Here is a 16,102-nt window from a genome sequence, read left to right on the forward strand (position 1 = left end):
GGGAGATGTAATCATGAATAATCGAGTAACCGTTCCACTGTATGCTTCTTTATTAAGTATGGCACTCTTAACCGCGTCATGCTCTCCAGGTGAGCCTTCTACGGGAGAAACAGAGCAAGCGTCTCAGGGACAGGGAACAGATCAGGGACAGACAGCCACTGGAGGCAATAACGGTGGGAATGGAAACGAGAGTGGAACGCAGGGAGAGGCGGTTATTCCGTATCAGGCTTCCGTTCTGGTTGAAGGATTGAATGCACCATGGGAGATTGTAAGTGTGCCTGATGGTCGGATGTTTGTAACGGAGCGCCCTGGTGCGATTCGGGTCATTGAGGATGGCAAACTTGCTCCTGAACCACTGATTGAATTCTCAGCCCCCTTTAATGAAGAAGGTGAAGGAGGTCTGTTGGGCCTTGCAGCGGATCCGGACTTCGAGGAGAACGGTTATCTGTATGCGTACCACTCCTATCTGGAAGGCGACGACATTGCCAATCGGGTGTTACGCCTCAAGGTGAATGATGGGAAAGTGGTTATAGATCAAGAGTTGCTTGGTAACATTCCAGGCGGAACGAATCATAACGGTGGACGGATCAAGATCGGCCCGGACAAGTTGCTCTATATCACGACAGGTGAGCGGTATGAACCGGAACTGTCACAGAACGAAGATAGCCTTGGGGGTAAAATATTGCGGATTGGTCTCGACGGATCGATCCCTGCAGACAACCCATGGCCGAATTCACCTGTATACAGCATGGGACACCGCAACGCACAGGGACTGGCCTGGAACCCGGATAACGGGTATCTCTATTCTACCGAGCATGGTCAACGGAATCATGATGAGATTAACCGGATTGTGGCTGGTGAGAATTATGGCTGGCCTGAGGTAGAAGGAGATGAAGATGACAACGGTGCATATCAGGCTCCGCTTGCACATAGTGGGAATGACACATGGGCGCCGTCTGGTGTAGCTTTTGTTGAAGAAGGACCATGGGCCGGATCACTGATTGTTGCGAATCTGCGTGGAGAGCAGCTGCTGAAGGTCACTCTTTCGGAAGATGGCACAAAGGTAGAGCAGGTGGAGCCGATCTTTGAAGATGAGTGGGGACGTATTCGCAATGTGAGTGCGGGTGAGGACGGAAAGTTATACGTGCTTACGAACAATCGGGATGGACGGGGATCGCCACGTGATGGGGATGACAAATTGATTGTGCTTACTCCGGAGAGTTAGGGCGAGGTGAATTACTCCCTCTCTATAATTTCTCTAGCGAACCTGACGCACCTTATATAGAGATTTAGAGTTCGATGAAAAATGCACTTGTTTAATTAATCAAATGGAGCTGTCCCGTCAAGTTCATGACTTTGGGACAGCTCCTTGATTGTATTTTATGTGTCGTACGAATTCAGGATAGTATGATGTTAAGCCGAAAGCATACACGTTGAATTCCTACCAATGAGAACTTATGAGTCTGCACTCTCAGCAGAGGCTGTGTTCATTCCTTACTCTGCGCTCTCCGCAAGTGTGGCAATGCACTCAGCAGGATGGTTGGTGTACTCTCCGCCGTGATAACAGAGAATCTTATTGAGTTTAAGGTCTGTCAGTTTCTTCAGGCTTCGCAGCGCTTCAGGCATGTCCGGTGTCGCGGGTGGCGCAGGGCCAACCAGTTCATCATCGACCACACGAAGTTCATCGGCAGCGAGTAAGAACTGCTGCTCCCCGAAATACAGGCAGATATGACCTGGTGTATGTCCCGGTGTATGAATGACCTGTGTACCGCCTTGAAGGGGTAACAGGTCTCCGCCTGCCAGCATTCTGCTGATGTTCACTTCAGGCAGTTGCAAGAGCAGTTGGTCTGCCAAAGCCAGAATAGGAGCAGGTAGCAGAGCACGACGTTCAGGCGTGAATTTGATCAAAGGTTTCTCACCTGTTAGATATGGAATCTCATCGGCATGTGCCCAGATTTCCAGATCGGGGATAGCATCCAGAAGAGCGCCCAGATTACCGATATGATCGATGTCTTGATGGGTAATAATCACACGTTTGACGTCCGAGAGTTGTACGCTCTCTTGTTCCAATGCGGATTGAAGTTCAGCAAATTGTCCAATCATGCCCGTATCCACCAGGGTAACGCCATCTTCGTCACGAAGCATGACGGGGAATATGGGGCTGTTCCCGGAAGGTGTGGGAATCTGGAGATTTAGGACAGTAATCGAAGTTGTTGGATGGCTCATGGTGATCCGGACCTTAGTCCGGTACACCTCCTTTTCTTTTTAAGCGATGATTGTTGTTATTCAGGACGATTATATTTTAAGTGTTTTCTATATTTTTTAACGGTATGGAGTAGTGCTTCGAACGTTTCTTCTTCATTACTGCCATCTTTAACGATGGTGACAAATGAGAAATTATCATGAACGAGCTTGTTTCTCGTCTGAAACACCTGACTAAGGGCTTCGGCAAAGTATTCCTTTTCGGATTCCAGGGCAATGAATTCTTTACTTAGTTCAGCCTGAATAATCTCCATGTTGGAACGTGCACGGTAGGCAGGAGTTTTCATCAGCTGGGTCGAATTAAACTTTTTCTGATAGACGTGTCTGTACAGTTGATTTAACATTTGTTCAATAATGGCGCATAGTTCAATGACGAGTGAAGCATATCTTCGGTTTTTGCGTTTACGGGTAAGCTCACGTGTTTCTTCGTCGTCCAAGATACCGTATTTTTCATACAGCGTAGAATCGACGCTCTGCAAGATATCCTCATATTCCTGTTCGAGTAGTGCGATTTCAAGTTTGGCTTGTCTTTTAACTTTTTTAAAATCTTCTTTGGTCAGCATACTTGTCCTCCCATGGAAACCGAGATGTGATCCTATCATTATCTCATATTGTCTGTCGTCGCGCCTCTAATTTCGGAACCTCTGGTTCAGAAGGGAAGTACCTCATGTCCATTCAGACAGCAATTGTTACAGGAGCCAACTCAGGTATGGGGTTGGCAACTACTATTGAACTTGCAAGGCAAGGATATCGCGTAATTATGGCATGCCGCAGTGAGAAGCGCGGACAGGAGGCTCTTCAGGAAGCTGTGCGTCAGTCCGGCTCTTCTGCGATTGAATTGATGCTGTGTGACCTGGGTTCACTCGAAAGCATACGCCAGTTTGCCCGCACATTCCGCGAGCGCCATGATCGCCTGGACGTTCTGGTTAATAATGCGGGGGTGGTTATGGTCAAGCGGAAGGAAACCTCAGACGGGTTCGAACAGAGTATCGGCATTAACCATCTGGGGCATTTCCTGCTGACCTTACTTTTGATAGAACCTCTGAAAGCTGCAAAGCAGGGACGGGTTGTGAACGTTTCGTCAGGTGCATACAAGGCCGGTAAAATTCACTTCGAAGATCCACATCTGCACAAAGGTTATAATCCGATCAAAAGCTATGCTCAATCCAAATTGGCGAACGTGCTGTTCACTCGTGCACTGGCCCGCAAACTGTTAGGTACTTCTGTCACAGTGAACTGTCTGCACCCTGGTGCGGTGGGAACCCGTATTGGCGTGGATCGTAATACCGGATTCGGCACACGCATTATGGCTTTTGCAGGTAAGCTTCCATTCTTTCTGTCCCCTGAAGAAGGGGCGCGAACGGCTGTCTATCTGGCCACAAGCCCTGAAGTCGTTGGGATCACCGGGCGTTACTACTATCAACAGAAAGAGCAGCAGCTGAAGGCACATGCCGTTGATGATACTTCAGCTGAGCGTTTCTGGACGTGGAGTGAAGAACAGGTTGGGCTGAAACCTGACGAGAAGTTGTGACGCGGATGTGGATCAGACTTTAGCTTTCACCGCTTGTTGGATCATTTCAATAAAAGCTTCAATAGATTGGATGCCTTGATCTCCCTGACCGTATGCACGGACAGAGGCGGATGAGGCATTTTTCTCATTCTCACCGAGTACGAGCGAGTAAGGCACTTTTTCCATCTGGGCTTCACGGATTTTATATCCCAGTTTTTCGCTGCGCAGATCTGTTTCTACCCGGATGCCCGCAGCGCGGAGCTGGCTTTGTACTTGAAGTGCGTAATCGGCGTAATGATCCGATACAGGCAGCAGCTTCACTTGCACAGGTGCAAGCCAGAGTGGGAACGCGCCTGCGTAGTGCTCAGTCAGGATGCCGATGAAACGATCGATGGAACCGTAGATGGCACGGTGGATCACGACAGGACGGTGTTTCAGGCTATCCTCGCCAATATAAGTGAGGTCGAACTTCTCCGGCATTTGAAAATCAAGCTGGATTGTTCCGCACTGCCAGCTACGCTTCAGCGCATCGAGGATATGAAAGTCAATTTTCGGGCCATAAAAGGCACCGTCTCCTTCGTTAATGCGATATTCCACGCCCCGACGATCCAGAACATTTTGCAATGCACGTTCTGCCTGATCCCACAGCTCCTCCGATCCCATGGAATCTTCCGGACGAGTGGACAACTCAATCTTATATTCGAATCCAAAAATATCGTACATACGTCCGATCAGTGAGATCGCCTGATTGATCTCGTCCTCGATCTGCTCCGGCATGACGTAGAGATGAGCATCATCCTGGCAGAATGTCCGCACACGCATCATACCGTTCAGGGCACCTGAGAATTCATGACGGTGAACCTGACCGAATTCCATCATGCGAATCGGCAATTCGCGGTAGGAATGGCGTGTGTTTTTGAAGATCAGCATGTGCCCGGGGCAATTCATCGGTTTCAGTGCAAAAGTCGCATCGTCCACTTCCGAGAAATACATGTTGTCCTTGTAATGCTCCCAGTGACCGGATTGCTCCCACAGCCGGTTGTTCATCATGAGAGGAGTCCGGACTTCCTGATATCCCTCTTGCAATTGCAGCTCACGGGAGAATTGCTCCAGTTCAGTGCGAACAGTCATGCCTTTGGGCAGATAGAAGGGCATGCCGGGAGCTTCTTCGGAGAACATGAACAGTTCAAGCTCTTTGCCGAGTTTACGGTGATCTCGTTTCTTCGCTTCTTCGAGCATGTGCAGATGTTCATCCAGCTGGGCTTTGTTCGGAAAAGCAGTGCCGTAAATGCGTTGTAGCATCTTATTATCCGAGTTCCCTCGCCAGTACGCACCAGCCACATTCAAGAGCTTGAACGCTTTGATCCGACCAGTGGATGGAAGATGGGGACCGCGGCATAGATCGAAGAACTCTCCTTGTTCATAAATTGAAAGCTCAGCGTCCTCTGGCAAATCCTGAATGAGTTCAAGCTTGTACGGGTCCCTGATCTCTCCGAAGATCCGAAGGGCTTCTTCACGGTTAACCACACGGCGAATGATCTTATGATTCTCCTGAATGATTTTGTTCATTTCCCGTTCAATGGCGGCCAGATCACTGATGGACAGGGCGTATTCCAGATCGACATCATAATAGAATCCATCTTCAATGACGGGGCCGATACCCAGTTTTACTTGTTCTGCACCGTAGATACGTTTGAGCGCCTGTGCCAGCACATGTGCTGTGCTGTGACGATAACGATACAGACCTTCCGCACTGTCCAAAGTAACGATGACAAGTTCGCAATCTTGCTTGAGCACATAATCGAGATCGACATTTTGACCATCTACAATACCGCCAATGGCCTGTTTTCCCAGGCTTGTGCTGATAGATGAGGCAACCGCACCTACAGTGATGCCTGCTTCGTAGGAACGTACCGCGCCGCCTTGCAGACGGACCTCGATGGAATGACTGGATTGTTGCAGATCATTTGCTTGGTTGTTAATTTCGTTACCTGATTTGTTGCTTGCAGCGTTACTGTTATTCGATTTGCTCATGTGAACCACTCTCCATTTCTTAAAATGAAAGCGCAAAAAACACCCGTCCCGGAAAAGGGACGAGTGCGCTTGGCTCGTGGTTCCACCCTAATTTGGTTATGGTGCCCCCTGATCTCGACCAGCCGCCGTGAACAGGAAACATCATAACCCTCATTGGAATCCGTTATCGGGGATCAGGCGGTGAACTCTACTGGCAACAATGCTGAACATCCGAAGGGAGTCCGAATGCTGAGGTTCGAGGTCACGGCTGCAGAGGGGTAATTCCGGTCCGTTCGCTGAAGAAGGTTTCACCAATCCCCTCTCTCTCTGGGCAGCACGCAATCGAAATCTTGTCTCTGGTCATCGCCAAATATGTTAGATCAACTCATTAGAATGATTCTGAAATGTGTTGCATTCAATATCAATATATGGGAACAGGTGTTATTGAGTGTCGATTATATAGACTGAAAATGGAAAGGTCAAGTGGAACATTTTAATTGCTTTCGGTCGGCCCATCCCATATTAAGCGAATGATCGTTCCTTCACCAGGCGTGGAATGTACCTCAATACGACCATTCATGGCTTCGATCAAACCTTTGGTTACCGCCATGCCCAGCCCTGATCCAACATCCGATGTACCTGTATCTGTACCGCGATAGTATCGTTCAAATAACTTCCATACCGTCTCGGGGTCCATGCCTCGTCCATTATCGGCAAACTGAATGCTGAATTCATCTGCCTGCTTACCAGAATGCACACTGACAACCAGGATGGACTCGGGCGGATTATGAAGAAGGGCATTGGCAGTCAGATTATCCACAATTCGTTCAAACGACGGAATATGGACAAGTCCATACACAGGCACTTCGGAAGGTTGGAAGAGAATGCGACCTTCCCCATATGCCGGATTCCGTTCGGCGCGCTGGATCAGATCACGGAGCAACGTATTTACGTCAGTCTCTTCCACCACAGGTTGATATCCTCCGCTGCGTAATCGATAGGTCATGGCAAGGTCGTTGACAAGCCTGTCCATATACATGGATTTATCGAGCATTATGCCTGCGAATTCCCTGACTTCTTCCTCGGTCCAGCTATACTTATCCGCCTCAAGCATATGAGCATATCCCTGAATGGAGGAGAGGGGTGTCTTCAGATCATGTGTTATGCCGGCGATCCATTCCTCGCGTAGAGAATCGGTCTGTTTCCGAAGTTCTTCATCTTGCTTCAATGTGTGAGACAGGGCCTGCATGGAGCGAAGCACTTCAGCATACACGTTGTATTTACGCTTCCACTTTCCGTTACGACGCTGACTGCGAGGCACTCCTAACGCTCCGGTAGGTTCCTCGTAATGCCCTCGCTCCAGACGCTGTAACCATTGGAGCATATGCAGCATGGGCGAGCCGAAGCGGTTGGCGTACCAGAAGGCGAGCAAGATGAGCAGAATGATGATGCTCACGATCAATATAACCAATGCCGGTTCCAGAATAAAACTGTAGGGGTTCTGATTCCCGGTGGCGGATGGGTCACCAGGAATGCTAATCAGCCAAGTGGTTTCATTCTGTTCGTCGTACCACGTTGCAACAGACAGGCCGAATCGACTCGGATAGCGAACTTGCAGAACGAGTTCCTGAATGGTGTATTCGGTCGGTACGTCCATGGCTGGTTTGTTGAAGGAGGAGATTTCACGTCCTGACGGGTCCAATACTTGAAGGTAGGCATTGGCGGCACGAATGGCCTCCTGTTGGTCGGGCTGAAGAGCGAATTTTCCACTGACGGGACCTCGATCCGAACGAATTTGATCTATTAGGACCCTGGCCGGGTTACTCTCGCCATATAACAAGGTGAAGTCCTTCCCGTTTTTCTCTCGGATCAGCATGACAATCTGATAAGGGAACGGCTTTTGGCTTTCCCAGTATGCAATCAATTCCCCCGGTTTATAGTGAGTAGGAACATCGGCGGGTGTGTGATATTCATCAATGGCGTAACCTTGTTCATCCAGAACCTGGAGCCAGCCTTTATTTTTATCCACTTGCTTCAGCAATTCGGGGTCATATTGGATGGTATCATCTGGCATGATTTCTGCTGTATTAATTAATTGGTCCAGACCGTTAGTAGCAAAATCATCTACCAGATTCACTTCATTTACCTTTTGCACGACCCAATAGGTGGCTAAAGAACCAAGCAGAATGATAAGAACGACTGCACCAGCAAGCATCCCGATAAACCGGGTCATTAACCTGCGACGAATACTCATGGGCGTGACACATGTTCCGGCTGAATCAGTTTATATCCCAGACCCCGGACGTTAACGAGAAACACTGGATTGGAAGGATCGGCTTCAATGCGCTCCCGAATGCGGTGAATATGAACCATCACGGTATTGTCATCACGAATGGCTTCAGAGCCCCATACCCGCTCATATAGATCTGATTTGGTGAATATGCGATTGGGATGCTTGCAGAAAAAGAGCAGCAGTTGAAACACAAGTGCCGGACAGGATACGGATTCTCCTTCAACTCGAAGTTCACCAGCCCATTCCAATACCTGGAATCGTCCAAAGTCGTACACACCCTCCGGCATGCTAGGGAATGACGTATTTACGTTAGATGAGACGAGGTCCGAGATGGTTACTGTTTTTGATGGCAAATAACGCTTCAGTAATGATTTAATTCGAGCAACCACTTCTAGCGGATTAAAGGGTTTGGAGACATAATCGTCGCCACCGACGGCGAACCCAGTTAATTTGTCATAATCCGTTGTTTTGGCTGTTAGAAACAGGATGGGTGCATCGGTGACCTGCCGTAGAAAAGGGCAGATTTCCAGTCCGCTTTTCCCAGGGAGCATGATGTCGAGCACGATGCAATGATACGTCTTGTTGTTGCAGGCCTCAAGGGCAGCTTCGCCTGTTGTAACGGTATCAATATCGAGAAACTGCTCTTTGAGCAGCACGGTTTTGAGCATATGCAGAATAGCCTGTTCATCATCCACAAGCAGTAATGAGACGTGATCCATAGTTTAAAAATGACCTCCTGATATTTCCTTTGTGTTTATTGCTAATCATACCATCCAAGAGGGCTGTATAGCGCACAAGCTATCTTAACGGAGTCTTAATTATGCAGCTTTAGAGGGCAAGTCGAGTTTAACTACTGGTAAGTTGGGGTTAGACGAAGGATAAGACTCATTCTGTACACTTAACTGGAACGTATAACGATTAATAGAAGGGATGTTGAAAATGAACAGGGAAGGTCATCTGAACTCAGAACAAAACACACATTCGAAATTACAGCATAGAAAGGGCTGGAAGGTCCTTGCAGTTACCCTTGGAGCTTGCGTGATATTGTCTGCTTGTGGCAACAGCAACTCGATTACTTCCGACCAGGCGGAGCAGCAGTCAGCCGAACAGGCGTCCCATAATGAATCGAGCAAGAACTCCAATCTGGAGCAAAAATCAAGTTCAGAGGTGAGTGTGATGGTTACACCGGACAATTTCATAGATACGTTGATGAACGGTTCAAAGGATGCGATCTATAGTCAGTTTTCTCCGGAATTGAAGGAAGCCTTAACGTTGGAACAATTCAAGGAAGCTGCTAACCAGTTTCTGGAGGGTGTGGAATCTTGGGAGTTAGTGGTAGATGCCGAAATGAATCAATTAACCGAGCGTAGCTGGAAGGATCAAACTGGAACGAAAGGTGTACAAGTTTATTTTTCTGAAGAAAATCAGATTGAGGGTCTCTTAATTCAGCCGTTAGAAACTTATGAGGATACGGACAGCAAATTCACCAAAACCGAGTTTCATTTCCCCGTGAAGGGCGAGTGGTATGTATTCTGGGGAGGCCATGATGTGTTTTCCAACTATCATTATGAGCATGAAACGCAGCGCTATGCGCTGGACATTGTTCGCACAAAAGACAAATCAAGCTATCAAGGTGATGCAACGTCAAATGAAAACTACTTTGCTTTTGGTGAACCGCTCTATGCAGCTGCCGATGGTACTGTCGTGGACATCAAGAACGATATTCCGGACAATGTACCGGGTGTGATGAATCCGGAAGAGCCCCCGGGTAACTATGTGGTGATCGACCATGGAAATGGGGAGTACAGCATTACGGGACATATTAAGAAAGGCAGTGTTGCGGTCAAAAAAGGAGATAAGCTCAAGCAGGGAGACCTCATCGGTGAGCTTGGTAATTCGGGGAACTCCAGTGAAGCTCATCTGCATTTCCAGGTATCGGACGGCCCGGATCTGTTCACATCTCGCTCAATCAACATTCGTTGGGCAGACCAGAGCCAGCAGTTAACGCGTGGGAACACAATTCAGGGACTTCCAGAGTAATGCTATATATATATATATATATATATATGTTAAAACATTGAATTTACAATGGACGACTCCGCGGTCAGAACCATCTTCCGATCGCTGTTATCCCCAGATTTTATTGATTCCCTTGTATAAAGGGAAAATCCGGGGCTAAAGGCGCACGCTTCGCTTCTTCTGATTGGTTCTGTCCTCTCCGTTTTCGTGTAAATATTTAATTAAACATATACAGATTTCTCTGTCAGAATGTAAGGGGTGACGAAGACTTCTCTTCTCCGTTATAATATCTTTTATAATTAGAGGTTCGATCTGGAATGATGGAGGAGTAGCGATGAAGCTGGAAGATGTGCAGATTGAATATGCGCGCCTGGAGGACTTGCCGAGAATTGTGGAGATTTATAATTCTACCATTGAGAGCCGTATGGCAACAGCGGATTTGGAGCCGGTGACGGTGGAGCAACGTATTCCGTGGTTTGAGGACCATTCACCTGATCATCGTCCTCTTTGGGTGATGAAGCAGGCAGGGCATGTGGTAGCTTGGGCAAGTCTCAGCTCGTTCTATGGGCGCCCTGCGTATAATGGAACGGTGGAAGTCAGTGTATACGTGGATCAGCAATGCCGCGGAATTGGGGCGGGTGGACGTTTGCTCGAAACTGTATTTGCGGCGTGTCCTGCACTTGGAATTACGACCATTCTCGGATTTGTCTTTGGGCATAACGAACCGAGTCTGGGGTTATTGCGCAAGCATGGTTTTGAGCAGTGGGGATATTATCCCGAAGTGGCTGTGCTGGATGGTGTGAATAGAGATCTGGCGATTTTGGGCAAAAAAATATAAGTGACGTTCTTAATCATGAGATAAGAACATCTAAAACCTCCAACCTAGTTATAGGTTTGGAGGTTTTTTGTCGTTTCAATGTAGTGCTCTCTATGAGAAATGGAGGTAGTGTTTATACGTCAAGCTGATGCTTAATCCTCCAAATGTGGATGCTTGTTCTGTAAGCATAGAGAATTAAATGATTGGATGCGAATAACTATAATAATTAACCTTGTTAGGTGCAGTTAATTTGAAATAAAAAAAGCCGTTCTCCACGAACGATCATTTTCAAACGGTAACATCTCCAAAAAAAGATTGACGGACAGACCCCGGCAAACTATAATCGGTAACAAGTAACTCAATATGTAAGGAGTCCTGACATGATATGTTAGTAATCGACGAGGTGTATCACCATACAGCATTGCAAATATCATCGTCCGATTTATTGTACCTTATCGAACGGCTGAAGGTCAAAAAAGAAAATGAGATCGAAACGCTCAAGCAGAAGATTGAACAGTTCGAACAAAAGCGTCGAGCGGAAGAGGTCGCTTATCAATCGTTATCAACCGTACGCAAATGGTTTGCGGGACGCCCTGCAACCCACCATCAGGCGGTGGAATATATGGTTCAGGTGAAGGAACGTTTTCGCAAGATGGAACAGATTCGCAGACGCATACGTGAATTGGATCAGATCGCAGAACGAATTAAGCATCCGGACAGCATGGAGCGGGACGAGATTGAGCTTGCGCCTGATACAATCCGCGAGCTCAGACAGCTTAGTGAAACGGAGGATGTACAAGCATGACTTTGGAGACGTTAAGTACCGGGGTCGATACGGTCTGGGTCGTACTGAGTGCAGCGATGATTTTATTGATGGAGGGTGGATTCGCCCTGCTCGAGGCTGGCTTTGTGCGTTATAAAAATAGTGTGAACATTATTATGAAGGTTTTTGCTGACATTACGATTGGAACGTTGCTGTTCTATGCCATCGGTTTTGGACTGATGTATGGTTCGGACGTTGGCGGTTTTGCGGGAGTAACGGGATTTTTCCTGAATGGGGATTTGTCTCACCTGGACGTACCGGTATCTCTGGAGACATTCTGGTTGTTCCAGGCTGCCTTTACCATTGCTGTAATTTCCATCGTTTCAGGAGCAGTGGCAGAGCGCATCAACTTCCGTGCCTATCTTCTGTATATCATATTGATGACGGCGATCATCTATCCAATTGGTGGACACTGGGCATGGGGCGGCGGCTGGCTTAGTCAGCTGGGGATGCAGGACTTTGCCGGTTCGGCTGTCATCCATGCACTCGGCGGATTCTCGGCATTGGCGGCTGCGATTATCATTGGCCCGCGTAAAGGCAAATACACGCCACTTGGCGTAAGTGCCATTGCACTCCCGAGCAATCTGCCACTGGCATCTGTAGGTGCATTTCTGTTATGGTTCGGCTGGTTTGGCTTCAATGCGGGTAGTACACTCAGCGCGACGGATGTAAGAATTGGTCACATTGCCATTGTGACGATGTTATCCGCGGCTTCGGGTGGTGCAGTTACGCTGTTGTATACGTTATTCCGCTTCAATCGTTCGGATGCACCATCGGTCATTAACGGTTCGCTTGCGGGACTGGTCGGCATTACGGCAGGCTGTGCATTTGTTGGCGATGTAGCAGCGATATTCATTGGTGCAGTATCCGGTTTATTGATGATGGCTGCAACCAACTGGCTGGACCGTCGGCAGATTGATGATCCAGTCGGTGCATTCCCGGTGCATGCCGCATCGGGAATGTGGGGTACGATTGCTGTAGGTCTGTTTGCCACGGATGGTGGATTATTCATGGGCGGCGGCTGGAGGTTGCTGGGTGTTCAGGCACTTGGCCTTACAGCCCTGGTCATCTGGGGATTCGCCATGACTTGGATCGGTTTAAAGCTGATTGGCAAAATTGTACCTGTTCGTTCGACTGAGGAAGAGGAAGATCTGGGTCTGGATATCAGTTATCATGGTGTGATGGCAGCCCATCAGGCTCATGAATTCCTGGATGGTGAGGAGCATATGCGTGCTTACCAGGAGAAGTCTTCTGATCGGAACCGTTGAAATGGAATATAGAATAAGGAAGTAGACTGACAAGGAATGTCAGTCTCTTTTTTTGCTAGAAGCAGGGAAAGACGTCCGGGCGGAAGAATATACAGGGGTGAACCTGAATATGTCTCAGCATAGGTGTATTGTCAAAAGGGGAGGATCTATATGATTAAGCCAGAACAATGTGAACGTCTGACCAGAAAAGCCCGTAAAACACTTGAGGAATATGGTTTGGGAGTCGCTGCAGATCTATTGTTATCTTCAAGCCGCTGGGGTATTCGCCTCGATGTATCCACACTGGACGAATATCGCAGAACAGGAAACTCACGTGTCGGTGGACATCCAGATATGCCAAGTCGCATGGAATGGCCCGTAACACAAGAAGGAGTTCCGATGGCTTTCCTGGCCCAGTTGAACCTGGTGGACTTATCGCCATATACGCCGAATGATGGGCGCGGGACTTTGCCTGAACGTGGAATGTTATACTTTTTCGTTGGCACGGATGAATCTGCTTGTCCCATTGAACATCGTGTGATCTTTGAGCCGAGTTCTCATAACCTGATAAGGCGAGAGCCAGAAGGTAATACCGCGCTGGATGGAGCTCCTTTTGTTGCACATTCGGTGACTGTGCTGCCTAATCTTGAGTTTCCTACATATGCATATATAGACGCCAACGCGCTGAACGAGCTCTCGCCTTCGCAGCCTGAGACCGAGGCGGAAATAGATCTGTATGACCGATACCTGGAATTCGAGTCGAATTGGAATCATCCGAGTACACTGAATTGGGGTGGAATGTTTGGATACCCTGATGGGCAGCATCCGGATGCCGAGCATCGGGCCTTATTACAGATCGCACTGGGAGAAGAGTACGATTATAATGAGCAGGAATGTGAGAAGAAGCTCACCTCGCATTACGGCGGTGATGAGGATCGGACATGGCAGGAACTATCCGATACGCTGCTGCTGTTGAAGATAGATACACATGATGCCATTGGTTTCCAATGGTGGGATTGCGGGGAATTGCAATTTTTCATTCGCAAGTCTGACCTGGAGGCTGGACGATTCGAGCAAACGTATTGTTCGTTATACTCCAGTTGAGCAAAGATTTGAACTCAAATAAGCAACAAAATGTCCTGAATCCCGTCTGTAAGAAGGAGGAAGGACTTTTTTGTTCGTAGATTGTTATATAAATTGAACTAAAGAATATTTACACTGCCCACTCCGATGACAGAACAACCTTCCGATTGCTGTTATCCCCAGATTTTTTTGATTCCTTTTATAAAGGGGAAATCCGGGGATAAAGGCGAAGTGTATGCTTCCGAAGCAGCTTTCTTGCAGAAAGCTTTTAGCTCCGCTTCTTCAGGTTCTTTCTGTCCTCTCCGTTTTGTGTAAATGTTTAGTTCAATTTATATAAATTTGGTGTATAGCTTGTTTATATATTAGGGAGGGATATCTTGGTTGATAACCGATCATATGTTCTGTATAATGGGATAAAAAGGAAGTGTATCTGTTGATTCAATCTGCATTCAAACATATTGATGTGGCAGTAACATCATTAATTGATATATGTGATCAGCTGTCAGAAGAAGATTTGGCTTTGACTCCAATTGAGGGCAAACGGCCTGTTGGGGAACTGCTGTCCCATCTGTCTGTGATCTGCCGAGCGGATGTTTATATTTCGGAAGGTGCATCGGAAGAAGAGATGGCTCTATTCTATGCAGAGAATCAGGTGCATTCGCTCCGTGAGATCAAGCAGGCTCTGATTGATAACCAGATGTATCTGTACCAACGCTACAGGCAGTTTAATACCGAAGAATTACTGCATGTGACGGATTCATACTGGGGAGCTTCCTATAGTCGGCTGGAGTGGTTACTTGAGATTATGGGGCATGTGTATCATCAAAGGGGACAATTGTATACGATGCTGACCCTGACAGGCAAAGAACCCAAATCCGTGCTTTTTAAATAGGAAGATTTTATTCACTACGGGACATATGGTAATGATAGGAATGGATAGAATACATATAAGAGTGTTACAGGATATACTGAGCACTAAAGTGAAAATAGAACGACGATACTACACGCTATACGTGACACAACGGAGGATTCGGGACTTGGAACAACACAATACATGGAATGCATCGATGGACGATACGTTGATTGACAGGTTAAAACAGATTCCTGAATTTTGTCAGGCTACGCGGATTGAACCTGTTAGGAAGGGTTATTCAGCGGATGTTAAATTCAAAATTTTTGTCCCTGGCCAAGGCCATGTGCTGGTGAGGGTATATGATATTGCTGAGGATTGGATGAAACAAAGGGAATATCAATGCATGAAGAGCATGCAACAATTAGGTGTAATGTGTCCAGCAACGTTAGGCACAGGTAGATTGGATGAGAAGAGCGGTTATATGATTCTTAGCTACATCGAAGGCGAAGATGCTTCCGAGAGACTGCCTCAACTGAATGAACAGCAGCAGTGGGCGGTTGGCTTGGAAGCAGGAGCACAGTTACAGCTGATTCACCAGTTGCCGATGGAGAAACAGATCGAATCGTGGTACATACGCAAGGGTACGAAGCATCAACGTTACGTTGAGCGGTATAAACAGTGCCCTATCGTGATGAAAGAGGATCATGCTATTCTAACGTTTATTGCAGACCATCTCGGTTGGATGAAAAATCGTCCAGACGGATTTCAGCATGATGACTTTCACCCGAGCAATCTTATCGTGAATCAGGATAAGCTCGCAGGAGTGATTGATTTTAATCGTTATGATCAAGGTGATCCCATTCATGAATTTTTGAAGCGGGGTTTATTTGCTTCGGAGATCAGTATTCCATATTCCATGGGTCAGCTTCAGGGCTATTTTGGTGGCAATGAACCGGATGAGTCATTCTGGAGATTGTATTCACTGTATACGGCTATGGCGCTGGTGTCTTCTGTGGTGTGGATTCAGCAGGTGAAACCGGAAGAGACACATGAGATGATGACCAAGATCGAGCGTGTCCGTGAAGATCACGATGATTTTCGCAGTTTCATCCCTCGGTGGTATACTTTGAACAGATCATGAATTATAGAAGGGAAAGGAATAATGCCGTGGCACAGCCAGCA

At 47.5% G+C, this 16,102-nt stretch carries 14 protein-coding genes; 9 read left to right on the top strand and 5 right to left on the bottom strand.

Annotation, left to right across the window (positions count from 1 at the left end; genetic code table 11):
- Positions 1–13 precede the first annotated feature (13 nt).
- On the top strand, positions 14–1,225 hold the full coding sequence (locus tag AC1S8V_RS07505) for a PQQ-dependent sugar dehydrogenase (protein WP_482073080.1): 1,212 nt from the start codon (positions 14–16) through the stop codon (positions 1,223–1,225).
- Positions 1,226–1,494: 269 nt separating this feature from the next.
- Here the strand turns inward: AC1S8V_RS07505 and AC1S8V_RS07510 are convergent, their stop codons facing one another.
- On the bottom strand, positions 1,495–2,226 hold the full coding sequence (locus tag AC1S8V_RS07510) for an MBL fold metallo-hydrolase (RefSeq protein ID WP_482073081.1): 732 nt from the start codon (positions 2,224–2,226) through the stop codon (positions 1,495–1,497).
- 56 nt (positions 2,227–2,282) lie between these two features.
- Positions 2,283–2,825 carry a hypothetical protein gene (locus AC1S8V_RS07515; RefSeq protein ID WP_482073082.1) on the bottom strand — a complete coding sequence of 181 codons (543 nt, stop codon included), beginning with the start codon at positions 2,823–2,825 and terminating at the stop codon, positions 2,283–2,285.
- A gap of 104 nt (positions 2,826–2,929) precedes the next feature.
- On the opposite strand from AC1S8V_RS07515, the gene AC1S8V_RS07520 reads away from it, so the two are divergent.
- Entirely contained in the window at positions 2,930–3,793 is an 864-nt protein-coding gene (locus AC1S8V_RS07520; RefSeq protein ID WP_482073083.1) for an SDR family oxidoreductase, read from the top strand.
- 12 nt (positions 3,794–3,805) lie between these two features.
- Here the strand turns inward: AC1S8V_RS07520 and thrS are convergent, their stop codons facing one another.
- From thrS to AC1S8V_RS07535, 3 genes are all read right to left on the bottom strand, one after another.
- Positions 3,806–5,806, bottom strand: a complete 2,001-nt coding sequence (thrS, locus tag AC1S8V_RS07525) for a threonine--tRNA ligase (RefSeq protein ID WP_482073084.1) — start codon at positions 5,804–5,806, stop codon at positions 3,806–3,808.
- A 472-nt stretch (positions 5,807–6,278) separates the two neighbouring features.
- Positions 6,279–8,039 carry a sensor histidine kinase gene (locus tag AC1S8V_RS07530; protein WP_482073085.1) on the bottom strand — a complete coding sequence of 587 codons (1,761 nt, stop codon included), beginning with the start codon at positions 8,037–8,039 and terminating at the stop codon, positions 6,279–6,281.
- Positions 8,036–8,797, bottom strand: a complete 762-nt coding sequence (locus AC1S8V_RS07535; protein ID WP_482073086.1) for a response regulator transcription factor — start codon at positions 8,795–8,797, stop codon at positions 8,036–8,038. The genes AC1S8V_RS07530 and AC1S8V_RS07535 overlap by 4 nt, the downstream gene beginning before the upstream one ends.
- 220 nt (positions 8,798–9,017) lie before the next feature.
- Here AC1S8V_RS07535 and AC1S8V_RS07540 point away from each other — a divergent pair, with 220 nt between their 5' ends.
- The 7 genes from AC1S8V_RS07540 to AC1S8V_RS07570 all read left to right on the top strand — a co-directional run bounded on the left by AC1S8V_RS07540 (position 9,018) and on the right by AC1S8V_RS07570 (position 16,061).
- On the top strand, positions 9,018–10,118 hold the full coding sequence (locus AC1S8V_RS07540) for a peptidoglycan DD-metalloendopeptidase family protein (RefSeq protein WP_482073087.1): 1,101 nt from the start codon (positions 9,018–9,020) through the stop codon (positions 10,116–10,118).
- Positions 10,119–10,431: 313 nt separating this feature from the next.
- The gene (locus AC1S8V_RS07545) at positions 10,432–10,935 is read left to right on the top strand and encodes an N-acetyltransferase family protein (protein WP_482073088.1); all 504 of its coding nucleotides are present in this window, start codon (positions 10,432–10,434) and stop codon (positions 10,933–10,935) included.
- Between the two features lie 364 nt (positions 10,936–11,299).
- Positions 11,300–11,719 carry a hypothetical protein gene (locus AC1S8V_RS07550; protein WP_482073089.1) on the top strand — a complete coding sequence of 140 codons (420 nt, stop codon included), beginning with the start codon at positions 11,300–11,302 and terminating at the stop codon, positions 11,717–11,719.
- Entirely contained in the window at positions 11,716–13,005 is a 1,290-nt protein-coding gene (locus AC1S8V_RS07555) for an ammonium transporter (RefSeq protein WP_482073090.1), read from the top strand. The genes AC1S8V_RS07550 and AC1S8V_RS07555 overlap by 4 nt, the downstream gene beginning before the upstream one ends.
- Positions 13,006–13,155: 150 nt before the next feature.
- On the top strand, positions 13,156–14,088 hold the full coding sequence (locus tag AC1S8V_RS07560) for a DUF1963 domain-containing protein (protein WP_482073091.1): 933 nt from the start codon (positions 13,156–13,158) through the stop codon (positions 14,086–14,088).
- A 403-nt stretch (positions 14,089–14,491) separates the two neighbouring features.
- Positions 14,492–14,959, top strand: a complete 468-nt coding sequence (locus AC1S8V_RS07565) for a DinB family protein (RefSeq protein WP_482073092.1) — start codon at positions 14,492–14,494, stop codon at positions 14,957–14,959.
- Positions 14,960–15,104: 145 nt separating this feature from the next.
- Entirely contained in the window at positions 15,105–16,061 is a 957-nt protein-coding gene (locus tag AC1S8V_RS07570) for an aminoglycoside phosphotransferase family protein (protein ID WP_482073093.1), read from the top strand.
- Positions 16,062–16,102: the final 41 nt, after the last annotated feature.

The sequence above is a fragment of the Paenibacillus sp. B46(2026) genome (assembly GCF_056786355.1).

What these genes read in the sequence shown, in the direction of transcription:
- AC1S8V_RS07505 (WP_482073080.1), top strand. Translation starts at nt 14, where the DNA reads ATGAATAATCGAGTAACCGTTCCACTGTATGCTTCTTTATTAAGTATG.
- AC1S8V_RS07510 (WP_482073081.1), bottom strand. Translation starts at nt 2,226, where the DNA reads ATGAGCCATCCAACAACTTCGATTACTGTCCTAAATCTCCAGATTCCC.
- AC1S8V_RS07515 (WP_482073082.1), bottom strand. Translation starts at nt 2,825, where the DNA reads ATGCTGACCAAAGAAGATTTTAAAAAAGTTAAAAGACAAGCCAAACTT.
- AC1S8V_RS07520 (WP_482073083.1), top strand. Translation starts at nt 2,930, where the DNA reads ATGTCCATTCAGACAGCAATTGTTACAGGAGCCAACTCAGGTATGGGG.
- thrS (WP_482073084.1), bottom strand. Translation starts at nt 5,806, where the DNA reads ATGAGCAAATCGAATAACAGTAACGCTGCAAGCAACAAATCAGGTAAC.
- AC1S8V_RS07530 (WP_482073085.1), bottom strand. Translation starts at nt 8,039, where the DNA reads ATGAGTATTCGTCGCAGGTTAATGACCCGGTTTATCGGGATGCTTGCT.
- AC1S8V_RS07535 (WP_482073086.1), bottom strand. Translation starts at nt 8,797, where the DNA reads ATGGATCACGTCTCATTACTGCTTGTGGATGATGAACAGGCTATTCTG.
- AC1S8V_RS07540 (WP_482073087.1), top strand. Translation starts at nt 9,018, where the DNA reads ATGAACAGGGAAGGTCATCTGAACTCAGAACAAAACACACATTCGAAA.
- AC1S8V_RS07545 (WP_482073088.1), top strand. Translation starts at nt 10,432, where the DNA reads ATGAAGCTGGAAGATGTGCAGATTGAATATGCGCGCCTGGAGGACTTG.
- AC1S8V_RS07550 (WP_482073089.1), top strand. Translation starts at nt 11,300, where the DNA reads ATGTTAGTAATCGACGAGGTGTATCACCATACAGCATTGCAAATATCA.
- AC1S8V_RS07555 (WP_482073090.1), top strand. Translation starts at nt 11,716, where the DNA reads ATGACTTTGGAGACGTTAAGTACCGGGGTCGATACGGTCTGGGTCGTA.
- AC1S8V_RS07560 (WP_482073091.1), top strand. Translation starts at nt 13,156, where the DNA reads ATGATTAAGCCAGAACAATGTGAACGTCTGACCAGAAAAGCCCGTAAA.